This is a genomic window from Rhodococcus sp. PML026 (genome assembly GCF_000963615.1).
GTDB lineage: Bacteria > Actinomycetota > Actinomycetes > Mycobacteriales > Mycobacteriaceae > Rhodococcoides > Rhodococcoides fascians.
This window is the reverse complement of record NZ_KQ031375.1, coordinates 270534-288122: the sequence shown is the minus strand read 5'-3', so window position 1 is coordinate 288122 and position 17589 is coordinate 270534. Positions and strand designations below refer to the sequence as shown.

16 protein-coding genes are annotated in these 17589 nt (G+C 65.4%); 9 read left to right on the top strand and 7 right to left on the bottom strand.

Annotated elements, in window-relative coordinates:
* Position 1: 1 nt before the first annotated feature.
* Together tal and tkt are read right to left on the bottom strand one after the other, a co-directional pair.
* Positions 2 to 1126: a transaldolase gene (tal, locus tag VF34_RS16785; RefSeq protein WP_027497013.1), complete on the bottom strand. Its 1125-nt coding sequence runs from the start codon at positions 1124 to 1126 to the stop codon at positions 2 to 4.
* 3 nt (positions 1127 to 1129) lie between these two features.
* Positions 1130 to 3229 carry a transketolase gene (gene tkt, locus VF34_RS16780; RefSeq protein ID WP_032372782.1) on the bottom strand — a complete coding sequence of 700 codons (2100 nt, stop codon included), beginning with the start codon at positions 3227 to 3229 and terminating at the stop codon, positions 1130 to 1132.
* 442 nt (positions 3230 to 3671) lie between these two features.
* On the opposite strand from tkt, the gene VF34_RS16775 reads away from it, so the two are divergent.
* Positions 3672 to 4676, top strand: a complete 1005-nt coding sequence (locus tag VF34_RS16775) for a heme o synthase (RefSeq protein WP_027497015.1) — start codon at positions 3672 to 3674, stop codon at positions 4674 to 4676.
* 28 nt (positions 4677 to 4704) lie between these two features.
* Here the strand turns inward: VF34_RS16775 and VF34_RS16770 are convergent, their stop codons facing one another.
* Complete coding sequence (locus VF34_RS16770) at positions 4705 to 5670, bottom strand: quinone oxidoreductase family protein (RefSeq protein WP_032372461.1); 966 nt, start codon at positions 5668 to 5670, stop codon at positions 4705 to 4707.
* Between the two features lie 135 nt (positions 5671 to 5805).
* Here VF34_RS16770 and VF34_RS16765 point away from each other — a divergent pair, with 135 nt between their 5' ends.
* Positions 5806 to 6180 (top strand): hypothetical protein, encoded by a 375-nt coding sequence (locus tag VF34_RS16765; protein WP_027497017.1) that lies wholly within the window; start codon positions 5806 to 5808, stop codon positions 6178 to 6180.
* A gap of 190 nt (positions 6181 to 6370) precedes the next feature.
* Here VF34_RS16765 and VF34_RS16760 read toward each other — a convergent pair whose 3' ends face one another.
* From VF34_RS16760 to mptB, 4 genes are all read right to left on the bottom strand, one after another.
* Entirely contained in the window at positions 6371 to 7375 is a 1005-nt protein-coding gene (locus VF34_RS16760; RefSeq protein ID WP_094622132.1) for a COX15/CtaA family protein, read from the bottom strand.
* Positions 7376 to 7442: 67 nt separating this feature from the next.
* Positions 7443 to 8243, bottom strand: a complete 801-nt coding sequence (locus tag VF34_RS16755; protein ID WP_032372459.1) for an ABC transporter permease — start codon at positions 8241 to 8243, stop codon at positions 7443 to 7445.
* Positions 8240 to 9184: an ABC transporter ATP-binding protein gene (locus VF34_RS16750; protein ID WP_032372458.1), complete on the bottom strand. Its 945-nt coding sequence runs from the start codon at positions 9182 to 9184 to the stop codon at positions 8240 to 8242. The genes VF34_RS16755 and VF34_RS16750 overlap by 4 nt, the downstream gene beginning before the upstream one ends.
* Entirely contained in the window at positions 9181 to 10839 is a 1659-nt protein-coding gene (gene mptB, locus VF34_RS16745; RefSeq protein ID WP_230595128.1) for a polyprenol phosphomannose-dependent alpha 1,6 mannosyltransferase MptB, read from the bottom strand. The genes VF34_RS16750 and mptB overlap by 4 nt, the downstream gene beginning before the upstream one ends.
* A 172-nt stretch (positions 10840 to 11011) precedes the next feature.
* Between mptB and VF34_RS16740 the strand changes: the two genes are divergently transcribed.
* The 7 genes from VF34_RS16740 to VF34_RS16710 are packed head-to-tail and all read left to right on the top strand — an operon-like array spanning position 11012 to position 17580.
* The gene (locus VF34_RS16740; protein WP_371828217.1) at positions 11012 to 11938 is read left to right on the top strand and encodes a helix-turn-helix transcriptional regulator; all 927 of its coding nucleotides are present in this window, start codon (positions 11012 to 11014) and stop codon (positions 11936 to 11938) included.
* Positions 11935 to 13380: a Fe-S cluster assembly protein SufB gene (sufB, locus tag VF34_RS16735; protein WP_027497021.1), complete on the top strand. Its 1446-nt coding sequence runs from the start codon at positions 11935 to 11937 to the stop codon at positions 13378 to 13380. The genes VF34_RS16740 and sufB overlap by 4 nt, the downstream gene beginning before the upstream one ends.
* 24 nt (positions 13381 to 13404) lie before the next feature.
* A complete protein-coding gene (gene sufD, locus VF34_RS16730) occupies positions 13405 to 14595 on the top strand; it encodes a Fe-S cluster assembly protein SufD (protein WP_094694594.1) in 1191 nt (396 codons plus the stop codon).
* A gap of 39 nt (positions 14596 to 14634) precedes the next feature.
* On the top strand, positions 14635 to 15411 hold the full coding sequence (sufC, locus tag VF34_RS16725) for a Fe-S cluster assembly ATPase SufC (RefSeq protein ID WP_027497023.1): 777 nt from the start codon (positions 14635 to 14637) through the stop codon (positions 15409 to 15411).
* Positions 15412 to 15413: 2 nt separating this feature from the next.
* Positions 15414 to 16706 carry a cysteine desulfurase gene (locus VF34_RS16720; RefSeq protein WP_032372457.1) on the top strand — a complete coding sequence of 431 codons (1293 nt, stop codon included), beginning with the start codon at positions 15414 to 15416 and terminating at the stop codon, positions 16704 to 16706.
* A complete protein-coding gene (gene sufU / locus VF34_RS16715) occupies positions 16706 to 17203 on the top strand; it encodes a Fe-S cluster assembly sulfur transfer protein SufU (protein WP_032372456.1) in 498 nt (165 codons plus the stop codon). The genes VF34_RS16720 and sufU overlap by 1 nt, the downstream gene beginning before the upstream one ends.
* A complete protein-coding gene (locus VF34_RS16710) occupies positions 17200 to 17580 on the top strand; it encodes a metal-sulfur cluster assembly factor (RefSeq protein WP_027497026.1) in 381 nt (126 codons plus the stop codon). Before sufU ends, VF34_RS16710 begins: the two co-directional genes overlap by 4 nt.
* The last annotated feature ends 9 nt before the right edge of the window (positions 17581 to 17589 follow it).

Genomic DNA, 17589 nt, shown 5'->3' with positions numbered 1-17589 from the left:
GTCAGCTCTTCTGACCTGCTTGGCGGAGCTGCTCCTCGGTAGCTTCGAGCAGCTCGTTCCACGCAGCCTCGAACTTCTGGACGCCCTCGTTCTCCAACGTCAGGAAGACGTCGGTGAGGTCGATTCCCAGGGCGGAGATGCGGTCGAAGATCTCCTGCGACTCCGGTCCCTTACCCGAGACGGTGTCGCCGACGATCTCGCCGTGGTCTGCGACCGCGTCCATGGTCTTCTCCGGCATCGTGTTCACGGTGTTCGGAGAGACGAGCTCGGTGACGTACATGGTGTCCGGGTAGGCGTCGGACTTGACGCCCGTCGAAGCCCACAGTGGCCGCTGCGGACGTGCACCGTTGCCCGCGAGTTCGCGGAACCGAGGAGCCACCTCGAAGACCTGCTGGTACGCCACGTACGCGAGGCGCGCATTGGCCAGCGCGGCCTTGCCCTTGAGGGCCTCGGCGTCGGGGGTGCCGATGGCGTCCAGGCGGGAGTCGATCTCGCTGTCCACGCGGGACACGAAGAACGACGCCACGGAATGGATCTTGTCGAGGTCGTGACCGGCGGCGCGGGCGGCCTCGAGACCCTCGAGGTACGCGTTCATGACCAGCTCGTAGCGCTCGACGGAGAAGATCAGGGTCACGTTGACGCTGATTCCCTCACCGATCACCTTGGCAATGGCGGGGATGCCTTCTTCGGTTGCCGGAATCTTGATGAGGAGATTCGGACGGTCGACGATCTTCCAGAGTTCGACGGCCTGCTCGTACGTCTTGTCCGCGTCGTGCGCCATGCGGGGGTCGACCTCGATCGACACGCGGCCGTCGACGCCCGCGCTGGCCTCGTACTGCGGTACGAGGATGTCGCACGCCTCACGGACGTCGTCGGTGGTGACGGTGCGAATCGTGGTCTCGACATCGGCACCTTCGCCGGCGAGCTTGGTGACCTGCTCGTCGTAAGCATCGCCCTTGCTCAATGCGGCCTGGAAGATCGACGGGTTGGTCGTCACGCCGACGACGCTCTTGGTGTCGATCAGGTCCTTGAGGTTGCCCGACCGAATGCGGTCGCGGGACAGGTCGTCCAGCCAGACCGAAATTCCGGCGGCGGACAGCTCGGCAAGGTTTTTGTTCTGGGTCATGAGTTATCCCTTCACGTTGGTGATGGAGCGCTGCGCGGCCGCGACGACGGCGTCGGCCGTGAAGCCGAACTCGCGGAAAAGTGTTGCCGCATCGGCAGATTCGCCGTAGTGCTCGAGCGAGATGATCTCGCCGAAACCGCCGACGATCTTCCACCACGGCATCGCGATGCCGGCCTCGATGGACACCCGCGCCTTGACGGTGGGCGGAATGACCTGGTCGCGGTAGTTCTGGTCCTGGCTCTCGAACCACTCGACACACGGCATCGACACCACGCGTGCCGCGATGCCCTGCGCCTCTAGCAGTTTCTGGGCCTCCACTGCGTACTGCAGTTCGGAACCGGTGCCGATCAGGACGACGTCAGGGCTGGCCTTCGACGATTCGGAGAGGATGTAGCCACCCTTCGAGACGCCCTCGAAGCTGGTGCCTTCCAGGATCGGGATGCCCTGACGCGTCAGCGCCAGGCCGACGGGCCCGCTGCTGCTCGACCTGGCGAGCACCGACTGCCAGGCGTAGGCCGTCTCGTTGGCGTCACCGGGGCGTACGACAGACAGGTTGGGAATCGCACGCAGGGCCGCGAGGTGCTCGACCGGCTGGTGCGTCGGGCCGTCCTCGCCGAGGCCGATGGAGTCGTGGGTCCATACGTAGATGGGATCGATGTCCATCAGCGACGCCAGGCGAACCGACGGCCGCATGTAGTCGCTGAACTGCATGAACGTTCCGCCGTACGCGCGGGTCGGACCGTGCATGACGATGCCCGACAGGATCGCACCCATGGCGTGCTCGCGGATACCGAAGTGCAGCGTGCGGCCGTAGGGCTCGGCGTCCCAGTCGTCGGTGGAGATCGACGTGGGGCCGAAGGACTTCGCACCCTTGATCGTGGTGTTGTTGCTGCCTGCGAGGTCGGCCGAGCCGCCCCACAGTTCCGGAAGAACGGGTCCGACGGCGTTGAGGACCTCGCCCGACGCCGCACGCGTGGCGACGGCCTTGCTGCCGGGCTCCCACGTGGGCAGCACGTCGGTCCAGTTCTCGGGCAGCGTGCCCTGCTGAAGACGGTCGAGCAACTGCTTGCGCTCGGGCTCACGGGCTGCCCAGGACTCGAACTGCGTCATCCACTCGTTGTGTGCCGCGCGGCCGCGTTCCTGGAGCTTGCGAGTGTGGCCGATGACCTCGTCGCTGACCTCGAACGTCTTGGCCGGGTCGAAGTCCAGGGCCTGCTTGACCTTCGCGACCTCGTCGTCGCCCAGCGCGGCACCGTGGACGGCACCGGTGTTCATCATCGTCGGAGCCGGGAACCCGATGATGGTCCGCAGCACGATGATCGACGGCTTGTCGGTGACGGCCTTGGCGGCCTCGATGGCGTCCTCGATCGCGGTGACGTTCTCGCCGCCCTCGACGACCTGTACGTGCCACCCGTAGGCCTCGTACCGCGCGGCGGTGTTCTCGGACAGGGCGATGTCGGTCGAGTGCTCGATCGAGATCTTGTTGTCGTCGTAGAACAGGATCAGGTTGCCGAGCTGCTGGGTGCCAGCGAGCGACGACGCCTCGGACGTGACGCCCTCTTCGATGTCGCCGTCGGAGGCGATCACATAGATGAAGTGATCGAACGGGCTCTCGCCGAGCGCAGGTTCGGGATCGAACAGTCCGCGTTCACGGCGCGATGCCATTGCCATTCCCACAGCGGATGCCAGTCCCTGGCCGAGTGGGCCGGTGGTGATCTCGACGCCGTCGGTGTGGCGGAACTCGGGGTGCCCCGGGGTCTTGGACTTGTAGGTCCGCAGTGCTTCGATGTCTGCGAGCTCGAGACCGAAACCGCCCAAGTAGAGCTGCAAGTACAGGGTGAGGCTCGAGTGACCGCACGACAGTACGAACCGGTCGCGGCCGATCCAGTGGGTGTCGGTGGGGTCGTGGCGCATGGTGCGCTGGAAGAGGGTGTACGCGAGGGGAGCCAAGCTCATCGCGGTTCCGGGGTGGCCGTTGCCGACCTTCTGCACTGCGTCCGCTGCCAGGACACGAACGGTGTCGACCGCCCGGGTGTCCAGGTCCGTCCAGTCGCTGGGGTGGTGCGCCGTGGTGAGGACGTCAATATCGTCTGTGATCGACACGAGCAGAAATCTCCTGACATTCGTTCGAGTTGTGGCTCCGAGGATTCGTCGCTCGGCGGTAACTGCACAGCGCCTGCGTGAGGCGCGAACGTAGTCGATGCCGAAGGACGTCCCCCACCAGCCTAGTTCCGACCGACGCTACTGTCGTGCCTTCCCCCGTCGGAGCACGAACGTGTGTGGCGTCGCCGCATCGTTCTTCGGTTTGGGTGCCCTGCGAATTGGACGTGCAAACCCCGCCGTCTACCATCGTCTGTAGTAGGCGCATGCTCGACGGCTCCCGGGGGCAATTTCCGAACCGGGACCATCCGCGTGCGCGTCGGTGGCCGAGGTCCTCGTGAGGGTTCTCCCAGGATCGGTCGGCCGCCAGGAACGAACCCGCGTGCCCGACGGCGCGTGGCAAGTGGCCGAGCGCCAGAGAACGACAGTCGTGCGAGGAGACGCAGTGCGAATTGGGCAGCAGCCGGGCGGACACGGTTTCGCCGGCGGCCCCGGATTCGGAGCAGACGACCAGGGCGACACCGAACACGCCGCGCCGGCGTCGGCGCCGCGCAGAGCGTGGGCTCTCTTCCTGGCCTATGTCGCGCTGACGAAGCCTCGGGTCATCGAACTACTTCTCGTCACGACCATTCCCGCGATGCTGCTGGCAGATCGCGGTCACGTGGACCCGTGGCTGATTCTCACCACACTGTTCGGTGGAATGCTGGCCGCGGCGAGCGCGAACACCTTGAACATGGTGGTCGACGCAGACATCGACAAGGTGATGAAGCGCACCGAGAAGCGGCCGTTGGCCCGCGGCGCGATGCCTGTGTCGCACGCACTGGTGTTCGGTCTCGTCCTCGGGGTGTTCTCGTTCTTCTGGCTCTGGGCGACGACCAACCTCCTCAGCGGCGTGCTGGCCGTCGTCACGATCTGCTTCTACATCTTCGTCTACACCCTGGTGCTCAAGCGCCGAACTTCGCAGAACGTGGTGTGGGGCGGTGCCGCCGGCTGCATGCCGGTCATGATCGGCTGGTCCGCCGTCACCGGCACGATCGGCTGGCAGGCGCTGGTGATGTTCCTCGTCATCTTCCTGTGGACACCGCCGCACACCTGGGCCTTGATGCTTCGCTACAAGGAGGACTACCAGGCGGCCAACGTCCCGATGCTTCCTGCCGTCGCGTCGGAGACCAAGGTGACCAAGCACATCGTGCTCTACGCGTGGGCCACGGTTGCTGCGACGTTGGCACTGGCCCCGGGCTCCGGCGTCGTCTACGCGGTGATCGCGGTGGCATCGGGAATTTGGTTCCTCGTCGTGGCGCATCGCCTGTACGCAGGCGTGCGGGCTGGAACACCGGTCAAGCCTCTCAAACTGTTCATCCTGTCCAACGAATACCTGGCGCTGGTGTTCTGCGGCCTCGCCGTCGACTCTGTCCTCGGCTGGCAGACGCTCGCCCAGCTGGTCTCCTGAGCGAGCGCCTCCTCACATCTGCACCCGATCAGGGGACGAGAACGATCGAACCGGTCGTCTTACGTCCTTCCAGGTCCATATGTGCCTGCGCGACATCTTCGAGCGCGTAGCGAGCGCCGACCTCGACCGTCAGAGCGCCGCTCGACAACGCCTCGAACACATCGCCCGCACGCCATTCGAGCTCGGCCCGGTCCCGTATGTGATGCGCCAGCGTGGGTCTGGTCAGAAACACCGATCCGGCCCCGTTGAGCCGTTGTGGGTCGAACGGCGGTACCGGTCCGCTCGCAGCACCGAACAGGGCCAGCGTGCCTCTGATGCGCAGCGACGCCAGACTGGCCTCGAACGTGTCGGCTCCGACACCGTCGTAGACGGCATGGACGCCCTCGCCGCCGGTGAGCTCGCGAACCTGGGCCGCAATGTCGTCGTCGTACCGCAGTACGTGGGCGGCACCGGCCTGGGCCGACCGCTCTGCTTTGGCATCGGTGGACACCGTCGTGATGACCCGTACCCCCTTTCCGACCGCCATCTGGGTCAGCAGTAGTCCGACGCCTCCCGCGCCCGCGTGCACGAGGACCGTGTCGCCGCTGCGCGCCGGGTAGGTGGACTCGATCAGGTAGTGCGCAGTCATGCCCTGGAGCAGCGCCGACGCCGCCTGATCGGCCGGAACGCCGTCGGGAACGGATATGGCGGACGAGGCGTCCACGACGACGAACTCGGCATAGCTACCCGGCGCGGCCGCCCAGGCGATGCGGTCCCCAGGAGCGAACGCGGTGACGTCAGGGCCGGCCTCGTGGACAACTCCGGAACCCTCGTCGCCGGGGATGTAGGGCAGGGACCGTGGATACAGGCCGCGGCGGAAGTAGGTGTCGATGTAGTTGATCCCGATGGCGTCGACGCGCACGAGAACCTGCCCCGGTCCGGGCTCGGGAATGGGCACGTCCACGACGACCATGACCTCGGGTCCGCCGGTGTTGTCTACTCGAATGGCACGCATATCCCTGTTCTACACGGGAGCGATGTGAGTTCGAGAGCGGACGCACGCTTCCACGACGGGTGCGACAAGTTACCGATCAGTAGCGATTCGGCGGGCCGATGCCGCCACGGTGGACGACCTCGGTATCGTGTCTGCATGGCTACCGAAATCGACAGTGCGGGCAACGAGAAGGACACGTCCAACGAGGTTCCGAAGGGAACTCTCGCGGCTGTGAAGGCTTTTCTCGCCGATCACGGCAACTCGGCAAGTGTGGTGATCCAACCCATCGGTCGGGCCGGAACCCGGCTCACGCTGGTCGGCGCAGACGGAGTGCTCGGAGACCAGGTGGTTCCGTCCACAGCGGTCGCACACGCGATAGTCGCCAGGTTCGACGAACTGACCGAGGCGGAGTGGGACCGCGAGCTGGTCAGTTCGGTCAATCCGGCACCGGGCCATTACGAGAAGATGGCCGGCTGGGTCGCTCGGCAGAAGAAGTTCCCCAAGGCCCGCAACCAGGCCATCGTCGGGTAGGACGAGAGTCGCAAAGTTTTTTCGACTCGACGGGAACCGTCTCGCGGTCCTATGCGTCGAAATCAGTGGAGGGGCAGTCGGCCATCTGAGGGGGAGGTCGGCTGCCCCTCCACTGCGATTCGAAACTGCTGTGCTCGGACACGCGCGTGTCGAGCCGGCTGAGGAGCCGACACCCGAAGACTGCCGGGCCTCAGGACGCTGCGGCGACCCTGTCCACGTCGGCTTCCCGATCGGCAACCGCAGGCCCGCGTGTTCTGCACGATGCCCACAGCGCAGCCGTGGCAGCCGTGCAGGCACCGGCACCGGCAACGTGGAACGCGACGAGTACTGCGGGAACGCCCGTGAAGTACTGCACCAGGCCGATCAGGGACTGGGCCAGCACGATCGCCACCAGAACGTGCAGCCGCTGCTTGACGGCAGTCGGCGCTCCGACCGCGTACAGAGCGAAACCGAGCCCGACGAGCAGCGCGAGATACCCGACCAGGAATTGCGAGTGGGCGTGCACCAGCGTGACGATCTCGATGCCCAGGCGCGGTACCGGCTCGTCGATGCTCTTGTCGCCGGCGTGCGGGCCGGCACCGGTCACCATCGTCCCGGCGATCAGTACGCCGGTCAGCGCGACGCCGGACAGGGCAGTGAGCCCGCGTAGCGCGGCGGGGACGGTGGGCAGCGACTTCGGCGCGGCGTCGGTTTCACCCACCTTGACGAACAGCAGGGTAGCCAGCCAGACCATTGCCATCGACACCACGAGGTGAATGGCCACTGTCCACCACAGCAGGCCGGTCAGCACGGTGACGCCACCGATGACGGCCTGCACGACGGTTCCCAGCGGCATGAACCACGCGAAGAGCAACACCTCGCGCCGCCGGGCCGCGCGAGTGACAGCGAGAACGACCGCCGCAGCGGCGATGACCACCACGAAGGTGAGCAGTCGATTGCCGAACTCGACTGCCTGATGCAGCACCGGAACCTCGGATACTCCGACCGGCGTGAAGCTTCCGGGGAAGCACTGTGGCCAGGTGGGGCACCCGAGCCCGGAGCCGGTCACTCGGACCACCGCACCGGTGACGGCTATGCCGCCCTGGGTGAGGATGGCGATGAACGCCAGCACCCGCTGTACCCGCAGCGAGGGCAGGGGCAGGTAGGCCACGAGGCGCAGGAACACGCCGTAGAGCTTCCGTAGGAGGTAGGGCACTCCACGATGGTAAACGCCGATCAACTACACAGCGTCGTTGGGTAGAGCGACCGGCGGAAAGCCTCGCTCAGGTGAATTTGAAGGTTCGGACCGCAAGAGTGCCGCAGACCGCAGCCCAGACGAGCAGCACGGCGATCCCGAAGAGGTCGAACGACGAGGCCACACCGCGGTTGAGCGCCTCGCCGAGTGCGCCGGACGGGACTATCCGTGCGACGATCTGCAGGCCCTGCGGAATCTGGTCGTCGACGAACACCGCGCTGCCGATCCCGAGCATCACGAACCAGGCGACGTTGGCCAATGCCAACACGATCTCCGCCCGCAGGGTGCCGCCGAGTAGCAACCCCATCGAGGCGAACGTGACCGTCCCCAAAGCGATGACGACCGCTCCCAGCAGCAGACCTGCCGGACTCGGTCGCCAGCCGAGGGCGACGCCGATCGAGCCCAGCAGAACCGACTGCATGATCACCACGATCACGACGGCTACCGACTTGCCGCCGATGATTCCCCACCGTGGGAGCGGCGTGGCACCGAGTCTCTTGAGGGCGCCGTAGCGTCGATCGAACCCGACGGCGATCGCCTGTCCGGTGAATGCCGTCGACATGATGGCCACCATCATCACCGCCGGCACGACCCGCGCGACGCGGTCGTCGCCGAGCTCACCGAACGGCAGCAGAGTGAGTCCGATCAGCAGCGTGATCGGAATGAACATCGTCAACAGCAGCTGCTCACCGTTGCGCAGCAACAACTTCAGCTCGAGACGCGACTGCGCGAACAGCATCCGGGCGGCCGACGCCGGCTGTGGGCGCGGCGCGAACAGTCCTGTCTCGAAACGGTTGTCGGCGAGCCGGGCTTCTCTGCGCACCGTCACATCCTCAATTCTCTGCCGGTCAGTTCGAGGAAGACGTCCTCGAGCCGCCGCTGATCGACCTGCAACTCCGTCGCAAGCACGTTCTGTTGTGCGCACCAGGAGGTGACGACCACCAGGATCTGCGGTTCGATCACTCCGGTGACCACGTACGACCCCGGTGACGTCTCCGACGGTACGTAACCGGAGGGCAGGGCCGCGTCGAGCAGGGACAGATCGAGACCTGGGGGAGCGGAGAAGCGCAGCTGTCCCTCGGCTCCCTGCTTGGTGAGCTCGGACGGGGATCCGGAGGCGACGATGCGGCCGTTGTCGATGATCGTCAACCGATCCGCCAGCTGCTCGGCCTCGTCCATCAGATGTGTGGTCAGTAGAACGCCGACGCCGTCGCGTCGAAGTGCGTCGATCAATTCCCACACCAGCAGTCGGGCCTGGGCGTCGAGTCCGGCTGTCGGTTCGTCGAGAAACACCAACTCGGGGCGGCCGACGATGGCACAGGCCAACGCCAGTCGCTGCTGCTGGCCACCGGACAACCGCCGATAGGGTGTGCGGACCGCCGAGGTCAGGCCCAGACAGTCGAGCAGCCACGTCGTGTCGAGAGGGTCGGCCGAGTACGAGGCGACGAGCTCGAGCATTTCGCCTGCCTTGGACCCCGGGTAGGCACCGCCTCCCTGCAGCATGACGCCGATGCGGGGTCGGAGCTGGGCGGACTCGGCGATGGGGTCGAGGCCGAGAATTCTGACCGTGCCGCTGTCGGGTACGACGAAGCCTTCGCACATCTCGACGGTGGTGGTCTTTCCGGCTCCGTTCGGGCCGAGCAGCGCGAGAACTTCACCCGCACCGATGCTCAGGCTCAGTCCGTCGACGGCGGTGGTGCCGTCGTAGGACTTGCGCACGTCGGTCAACTGCACGACAGGTTGCGCCGCATTCGACGTCCCGGAGATCACGAGGACTCAGCGTATTCGTCGGTGTGCCGCTCGGGTGCCGGTGGTCCGATGCGCGTGGGCCACGGCAGCCGGTTCCGTGTCAGCAGATACAACACGACGATGGTCAGGATGGTCATCACTGCGGCCTGCACGATCTGGAACGGCTGGTATTCGCTGCCGTTCGGCATGAGGATCACGCTGACCAGAGACGAGAAGGCAATGGCGGGACGCCGGAAGGACGGAGTGGTGGCCCATGCGGCCAGCGGAATCACCGCCCACAGCAGGTACCAGGGCTGGACTACCGGGAACAGCAGAACCACTGCTCCCAGCGCCACCCCCAGCGCTCCCACCGAGTGCAGTCGGCCCCTCAGAACAGCGACCAGCATGCGGATGACGATGACGCCGGCGACGACGGCTGCGATCGGCCGAGTGAGACTCAACACAGCGGTGGTGTGATCGCCGAGGCCGAGCAGCACGCCGACGAATCCGGTAGCCAGGCCGAGAATCGTGGGAATCGACATCCAGCTGCGCACCACCCCCGCGGTACCCAGAGTGTGGATCCAACCGAATCCGAGTCCGCTACCCAGGCTCACGGCGACTTGGACGGCAACGGCGATCGTGCCGAGCAGCAGCGCAGCGTAGACGACCGATCTCAGAGTGCCGCCCCACCGTCTCGACAGCGCCATGCCGACGAACCCCAGCGCTATCAGCGACGGGATCTTGATCGTCGACGAGAGTGCGATCACACCCGCTCCGCCGACGAGGAACGCGATATCGGTGCTGCGCAACGCACCCGGGCGCTCGATCGCACGCAGCGCCAGTTCGGTACCCGCGAGCATGAGACCGATCATCAGGGCCTCGTTGTGAATTCCGGCGACCAGGTGGAACAGCAACAGCGGATTCGCTGCACCGAGCCACAGTGCCGTGACCGACGCGACCCCGCAACGGCGTGCGAGACGCGGCAGCGCCCAGACGATCAGCGCGACTCCCGCCAAGGCGAGCAGTCGGTGCAGGAAGATGCCGGCGACGATGTTCTCGCCGGTCAAGTACGTGATCCCGCGCCCCATCCACAGGAACAGCGGACCGTAGGGTGCCGGAGTCTCTCGCCAGATGTTGGGCACCGTCCGGGTCAGGACGTTGTCGGCCCCCAGTGCATCCACGGGGCCGATCTCGTAGGGGTCGAGACCGCGGGCCGTGATCTCGCTCTGGGCCAGGTAGGAGTAGACGTCGCGCGAGAACATAGGCGGTGCGACGCTCAGCGGCAGGATCCACAGCAGCAGAGTTCGGTCCATCTGCGATCGGGACAGGCGGCGGGGAGTCGCGCCCGATCGCGTCCGCCCCAGCGCGAACCTGCCGAGCAGTAGCCACGCGAGGACCACGACGACGGTTCCCGTCATGGTCACCGTCAGAGCCGACGTGGCCATGCGCGACGGCAGGCTCAGTAACCGGACGCCCGCGATCGGGTTCTGCAGTACCGGCTGCGCACCCGCGCCGAGCGCGCCGATCGCCATCAGCAGCGCGCCCGCGGCTCCGAAACGGCGAATGTTGCGTAGTTGAACGGTCTCGGCGGGATCGAGACCGGGTGCCTCCGGCTCGTCGCCGTGCAACGTGGCGACACCGGCACCCGGTGGGGTCGGTTCCAGGCCGAACACGCGCCGAGCAGGGGTGAGAATCATCCTGTGCAGCAGCGTGCCGCGCGCGGATTCGGGGTTCTCGGGATCGGGGGACGAGCTGGCACCGGTCGCGGAAGGCGAGTTCTCGGAACTCTGCTCACTCTCGGTCGATGGCACAGTGGGAGCGTAGCTGTGTGCAATAGCGCGATTCACCCGGTCCTCCGGACTCCGCGGCCTGCGTAGCTCGGCTCGGATTCACCTGAGGGATAGGGCACCCTTGCTGGACCAGGTGAAACAATTCCGTCACACTGGTGTTGTGAAAACAACCGAGAGCTCGCTCGTGCGTCCGGAAAGCGTCGATCCATCGACCGCCGGAGCAGGCGCGTCGTCGGTGCGACCGGCATCGGCCCCCGAGGGGCAGACGCGGGGCGCAGTGGTCACCCTACTGCTCGAAGAGGGCCCCATCACCGCGTCCGATATCGGCACTCGCCTTGGATTGAGCGCGGCCGGTGTCCGGCGCCACCTCGATGCGCTCATCGATGCAGGCGAGGCCAGGATCACCACCCCGGCCGGAGCACGTCAGCGTGGACGCGGGCGACCGGCCAAGCATTTCCAGCTCACCGCAGCCGGCCGCAATCGGCTGGGCCACACCTACGACGATCTGGCCGGAGCCGCCATGCGGCAGCTGCGCAAGATCGGTGGCAACGACGCCATCGAGACGTTCGCGCGGCAACGCGTCAACACCATCGTTGCCGACGTCGAACCCGCGACCGGTTCCGACGCACATGCCGTGGAAACGGCGGCGGGAAGAATTGCCGACGCGTTCAGTGCGGCGGGATTCTCGGCCACCACGCGGCAAGTCGGCAACGGAGTGCAGATCTGCCAACACCATTGCCCGGTGTCGCACGTCGCAGCAGAGTTTCCCGAACTGTGCGAGGCCGAACAAGCAGCGTTCGCCGAGATCCTCGGCACGCATGTGCAGCGTCTTGCCACCATTGCGAACGGCAACTGCGCTTGCACCACACACGTACCGCTCACCTCGACGCGATCGAGGAGCGGTCGATCCGATACCGACGTATCGACAGATAGTTCACACAAGATGACGTCCGACACGCAGCCCCGTGTCGGAGAACGCACACGCCTCCGGAAGGAGCCCGCATGACCGTCACACCAGACCAGGTGACACCCGCCGCGCCGCTGACTCAGGACGAGACCATCGCATCGCTCGGCACCTACGGATACGGCTGGGCCGATTCCGACGTGGCCGGCGCGAGCGCCAAGCGCGGCTTGTCCGAGGCTGTCGTCCGTGACATCTCGGCCAAGAAGAGCGAGCCCGAGTGGATGCTCGAAGCCCGTCTGAAGGCTCTCAAGACCTTCGACCGCAAGCCCATGCCCAACTGGGGTTCCGACCTGGACGGCATCGACTTCGACAACATCAAGTACTTCGTGCGGTCCAGCGAGAAGCAGGCCGCTACGTGGGACGACCTGCCCGAGGACATCAAGAACACGTACGACAAGCTCGGCATCCCCGAGGCCGAGAAGCAGCGCCTCGTCTCCGGTGTCGCCGCTCAGTACGAGTCCGAGGTCGTCTACCACTCGATCCGTGAGGACCTCGAGGCGCAGGGTGTGTTGTTCCTCGACACCGACACCGCACTCAAAGAGCAGCCGGAGCTGTTCCGCGAGTACTTCGGCACCGTCATTCCGGCAGGCGACAACAAGTTCTCTGCGTTGAACACCGCAGTGTGGTCCGGTGGATCGTTCATCTACATCCCGCCGGGCGTGCACGTCGACATCCCGCTGCAGGCCTACTTCCGGATCAACACCGAGAACATGGGCCAGTTCGAGCGCACGCTGATCATCGTCGACGAGGGTGCCTACGTGCACTACGTCGAGGGCTGCACCGCGCCGATCTACAAGTCCGATTCGCTGCACTCCGCCGTGGTCGAGATCATCGTCAAGAAGGGTGGTCGTTGCCGGTACACGACCATTCAGAACTGGTCGAACAACGTCTACAACCTGGTCACCAAGCGCGCCAAGGCAGAAGCAGGCGCAACGATGGAGTGGGTCGACGGCAACATCGGCTCCAAGGTCACCATGAAGTACCCGGCTGTGTGGATGACCGGCGAATACGCCAAGGGCGAGGTTCTCTCGGTCGCGTTCGCAGGGCCCGATCAGCACCAGGACACCGGTTCCAAGATGCTGCACCTGGCACCGCACACGTCGTCGAACATCGTCAGCAAGTCCGTCGCCCGTGGCGGTGGACGGACGTCCTACCGCGGTCTGATCCAGATCAACAAGGGCGCGCACGGCTCGCGTTCGACGGTCAAGTGCGACGCCCTGCTGGTCGACACGATCAGTCGGTCCGACACCTACCCGTACGTCGACATCCGTGAGGACGACGTGTCGATGGGTCACGAGGCCACTGTCTCGAAGGTCAGCGACGATCAGTTGTTCTACCTGATGAGCCGCGGCATGACCGAGGACGAAGCGATGGCCATGGTCGTCCGCGGATTCGTCGAGCCCATTGCTCGCGAACTGCCGATGGAGTACGCGCTCGAGCTCAACCGGCTCATCGAGTTGCAGATGGAAGGGTCGGTCGGATAAGTGAACAACCCCCTCACCGGAGTCATGGGTGCCGTGGCATCCGAGAACCCCGATTCCGCCAAGGAAGACAAGTCGAAGCTCGTCGCCAACAAGGGCGCTCAATTCACGTCGTACGACGTGAACGCGTTCGAGGTGCCGTCGGGCCGTGACGAACTGTGGCGCTTCACGCCGCTGCGTCGCCTTCGCGGCCTGCACGACGGTTCGGCAGTCGCCGACGGGACCGCTCAGGTCACCGTCGGGGCTGCGGACCAGGTGGTCGTGGAGACCGTGGGACGCGACGACGATCGACTCGGGAAGGCCGGCGTGCCTGCCGATCGGATTGCCGCACAGGCATATTCGGCCTTCACCGAGGCCACGATCGTCAGTGTTCCCAACGAGGTCGAGGTAGCGGAGCCGATCGAGATCACGATCGACGGACCGGGCGTCGACCACGTCGCCTACGGACACGTGCAGATTCGCCTCGGCACGTTTGCTCGCGCCACCGTGGTGATCGATCAGCGCGGCAGCGGCACGTACGCCGAGAACGTCGAGTTCGTGCTGGGTGACAGCTCGCAGTTGCACGTCGTGCTGATCCAGGACTGGCAGTCGGACGCGGTGCACGTGGCCGCCCACCACGCCCTGCTCGGACGTGACTCGGTGTTGCGCCACTACAACGTCAGCCTCGGCGGCGACTTGGTGCGCATCAGCCCGACCGTGCGCTACAGCGCGCCCGGCGGTGACGCGAACATGCTCGGTGTGTACTTCGCCGACGCCGGTCAGCACCTCGAGCAGCGACTGCTCGTCGACCATTCGGCTCCGCATTGCAAGTCGAACGTGATGTACAAGGGCGCGCTCCAGGGTGAAACCGGACCCGGCACCGTCGACGCACACACCGTATGGATCGGCGACGTTCTCATTCGCGCCGAGGCCGAGGGCACCGAGACGTACGAACTGAACCGAAATCTCGTGCTCACCGACGGCGCTCGCGCCGATTCGGTACCGAACCTGGAAATCGAAACCGGCGAGATCGTCGGAGCAGGGCACGCCAGTGCTACCGGCCGATTCGACGACGAGCAGCTGTTCTACCTGCGTGCTCGCGGCATCTCGGAGGAGGTGGCCCGTCGACTGGTGGTCCGCGGCTTCTTCCACGAAATCATCGACAAGATTCCGGTCCCCGCCGTACGCGAGCGTCTCGATGCTGCCATCGAGACCGAGCTCGCCGTCGTCGGCGCGTAGGCCCAACCGAACCTTTCTCGACTGCACAAAGGAACTTTGATGTCCACACTCGAAATCCGCGATCTGCACGTCAGCGTCGCCAACACCGACTCGTCCGCCGAGCCGATCGACATCCTCAAAGGTGTCGATCTGACCGTGAAGTCCGGCGAGACGCACGCGATCATGGGGCCCAACGGCTCCGGCAAGTCCACCTTGTCGTACGCCATTGCCGGCCACCCGAAGTACACCGTCACCTCCGGCACCATCACCCTCGACGGTGAAGACGTTCTCGAGATGAGCGTCGACGAGCGCGCCCGCGCAGGTCTGTTCCTGGCGATGCAGTACCCGGTGGAGGTGCCCGGAGTGTCGATGTCGAACTTCCTGCGCACCGCCGCCACCGCCGTGCGCGGCGAAGCCCCCAAGCTGCGGCACTGGGTCAAGGAAGCCAAGACCGCCATGAGCGAGCTCGAAATCGAGGCGAACTTCCTCGAGCGCAACGTCAACGAGGGTTTCTCCGGCGGCGAGAAGAAGCGTCACGAGATCCTGCAGCTGGGACTACTCAAGCCGAAGATCGCCATCCTCGACGAGACCGATTCCGGCCTCGACGTCGACGCTTTGCGCGTGGTGTCCGAGGGCGTGAACAAGTACAAGGAGCGTGAAGACGGGGGAGTGCTGCTGATCACGCACTACACCCGCATTCTTCGCTACATCAAGCCCGACTTCGTGCACGTCTTCGTCAACGGTGAGATCGTCAAGTCCGGCGGCGCCGAGCTGGCCGACGAGCTCGAGGCCAACGGCTACGCCGGCTACACGCAGGCCGCGACCACCGGAGCATGAGTATGGCTGCACCGGCAGCTGTGGCGGTAGCGACATCGTTCGATGTCGCTACCGTTCGCCGCGATTTTCCTATCCTCTCGCGCACCGTCCGCGACGGAAAGCCGTTGGTGTATCTGGATTCCGGCGCAACCTCGCAGCGGCCGGTGCAGGTGCTCGACGCCGAACGCGAGTTCCTCACCACCTGTAACGCGGCGGTGCACCGCGGGGCGCACCAGCTGGCCGAGGAAGCCACCGACGCGTACGAGGGAGCCAGGGCGGATATCGCCGCGTTCGTCGGTGCAGACGTCGACGAGATCGTCTTCACCAAGAACGCAACCGAGTCGCTCAACCTCGTGACGTACGTGTTGGCCGATCAGCGCTTCGATCGTCATCTCGGACCCGGTGACGAGATCGTCGTCACCGAACTCGAACACCACGCCAATCTCGTTCCGTGGCAAGAGCTTGCGGCCCGTACCGGCGCAACTCTGCGGTGGTACGGAGTGACCGACGACGGTCGAATCGACCTCGACTCGCTGGAATTGTCGTCCGCGGTGAAGGTCGTCGCGTTCACCCACCAGTCGAACGTGACCGGTGCCGTCGCTCCCGTCGAGGAGTTGGTGCGTCGCGCCCGAGCTGTCGGCGCGCTCGTCGTTCTCGACGCGTGCCAATCCGTGCCCCATATGAAGGTCGATTTCCACGACCTCGATGTCGACTACGCAGCGTTCTCCGGCCACAAGATGCTGGGACCCTCGGGTGTCGGAGTGTTGTACGGCAAGGCCGCGCTGCTCGATGCGATGCCGCCGTTCATCACCGGCGGATCGATGATCGAAACGGTCACGATGGAGAAGACGACGTTCGCTCCTCCGCCGCAACGCTTCGAGGCCGGTGTGCCCATGACGTCGCAGGTCATCGGGCTCGGTGCCGCCGTGCGGTACCTCGACAACATCGGTATCGACGCCGTGGCAGCTCACGAAAAGACCTTGGTCGCAGCGACTCTCGCCGAGTTCGCAAAGATCGACGGCGTTAGAGTCATCGGTCCGACGGAGAACGTCGATCGAGGTTCGGCAGTGTCGTTCGTCGTCGACGGTATCCACGCACACGACCTGGGGCAGATTCTCGACGACGAAGGCGTCGCCATTCGCGTCGGTCATCATTGCGCGTGGCCACTGCATCGGCGCTTCGGAGTGGCAGCGACCGCGCGGGCGTCCTTCGCGTTGTACAACACGGTCGAGGAAGTGCAGGTGCTCGCGAACGCGATTCGTCGCGCGCAATCGTTCTTCGGCACCGACCGCAACGGTGAGGAGGGACACGCCTGATGCGAATGGAACAGATGTACCAGGAAGTGATCCTCGATCACTACAAGCATCCGCACGGTCGTGGACTGCGCGAGCCGTTCGGTGCGGAGGTGCACCACGTCAATCCCACCTGCGGCGACGAGGTGACTCTGCGGGTTCACGTCGACAACGGCACCGTTGCGGACGTCTCGTACGACGGCCAGGGTTGCTCGATCAGCCAAGCCTCCACGTCGGTGCTGACCGATCAGGTGGTCGGCTTGTCAGTTCAGGACGCCCTGAAGACCGTGGATTCGTTCAGCGAGATGGTCGGCAGCAGAGGTACCGTCGAGGGAGACGAAGACGTCATCGGCGACGGCATTGCGTTCGCCGGTGTGGCCAAGTATCCGGCTCGCGTGAAATGCGCCTTGCTGGGTTGGATGGCTTTCAAGGATGCGGTTGTTCAAGTAGTGGACGCAGATACGACAGCTACGACGGGCGGGACCGCCCAGTCGGCACTTTCCGGAGGACAGCAATCATGACCGACGCAACAGAGACCACACCGGCTGTGACGACGACGCCGGTGGAACTCACCGCCGACGAGATCAAGGTACTCGAGGACCTCGAAGAAGCGATGCGCGACGTCGTCGACCCCGAGCTGGGAATCAACGTCGTCGATCTCGGTTTGGTCTACGACATCAAGATCGACGCCGAGGACATCGTCACCGTCGACATGACACTGACATCGGCGGCCTGCCCGTTGACGGACGTCATCGAGGATCAGGCCCGTGGTGCGCTCGTGCGCAGTGGGCTCGCCGCCGACCTCAAGATCAACTGGGTCTGGATGCCGCCGTGGGGACCGGACAAGATCACCGACGACGGACGCGAGCAGCTTCGGGCCCTCGGCTTCACCGTCTGACGGTCCGGT

Coding starts and splice junctions, on each gene's coding strand:
- VF34_RS16710 (WP_027497026.1), top strand. CDS start 17,200: ATGACCGACGCAACAGAGACCACACCGGCTGTGACGACGACGCCGGTG.
- sufU (WP_032372456.1), top strand. CDS start 16,706: ATGCGAATGGAACAGATGTACCAGGAAGTGATCCTCGATCACTACAAG.
- sufB (WP_027497021.1), top strand. CDS start 11,935: ATGACCGTCACACCAGACCAGGTGACACCCGCCGCGCCGCTGACTCAG.
- VF34_RS16720 (WP_032372457.1), top strand. CDS start 15,414: ATGGCTGCACCGGCAGCTGTGGCGGTAGCGACATCGTTCGATGTCGCT.
- sufD (WP_094694594.1), top strand. CDS start 13,405: ATGGGTGCCGTGGCATCCGAGAACCCCGATTCCGCCAAGGAAGACAAG.
- tal (WP_027497013.1), bottom strand. CDS start 1,126: ATGACCCAGAACAAAAACCTTGCCGAGCTGTCCGCCGCCGGAATTTCG.
- mptB (WP_230595128.1), bottom strand. CDS start 10,839: ATGATTCTCACCCCTGCTCGGCGCGTGTTCGGCCTGGAACCGACCCCA.
- VF34_RS16770 (WP_032372461.1), bottom strand. CDS start 5,670: ATGCGTGCCATTCGAGTAGACAACACCGGCGGACCCGAGGTCATGGTC.
- VF34_RS16765 (WP_027497017.1), top strand. CDS start 5,806: ATGGCTACCGAAATCGACAGTGCGGGCAACGAGAAGGACACGTCCAAC.
- sufC (WP_027497023.1), top strand. CDS start 14,635: ATGTCCACACTCGAAATCCGCGATCTGCACGTCAGCGTCGCCAACACC.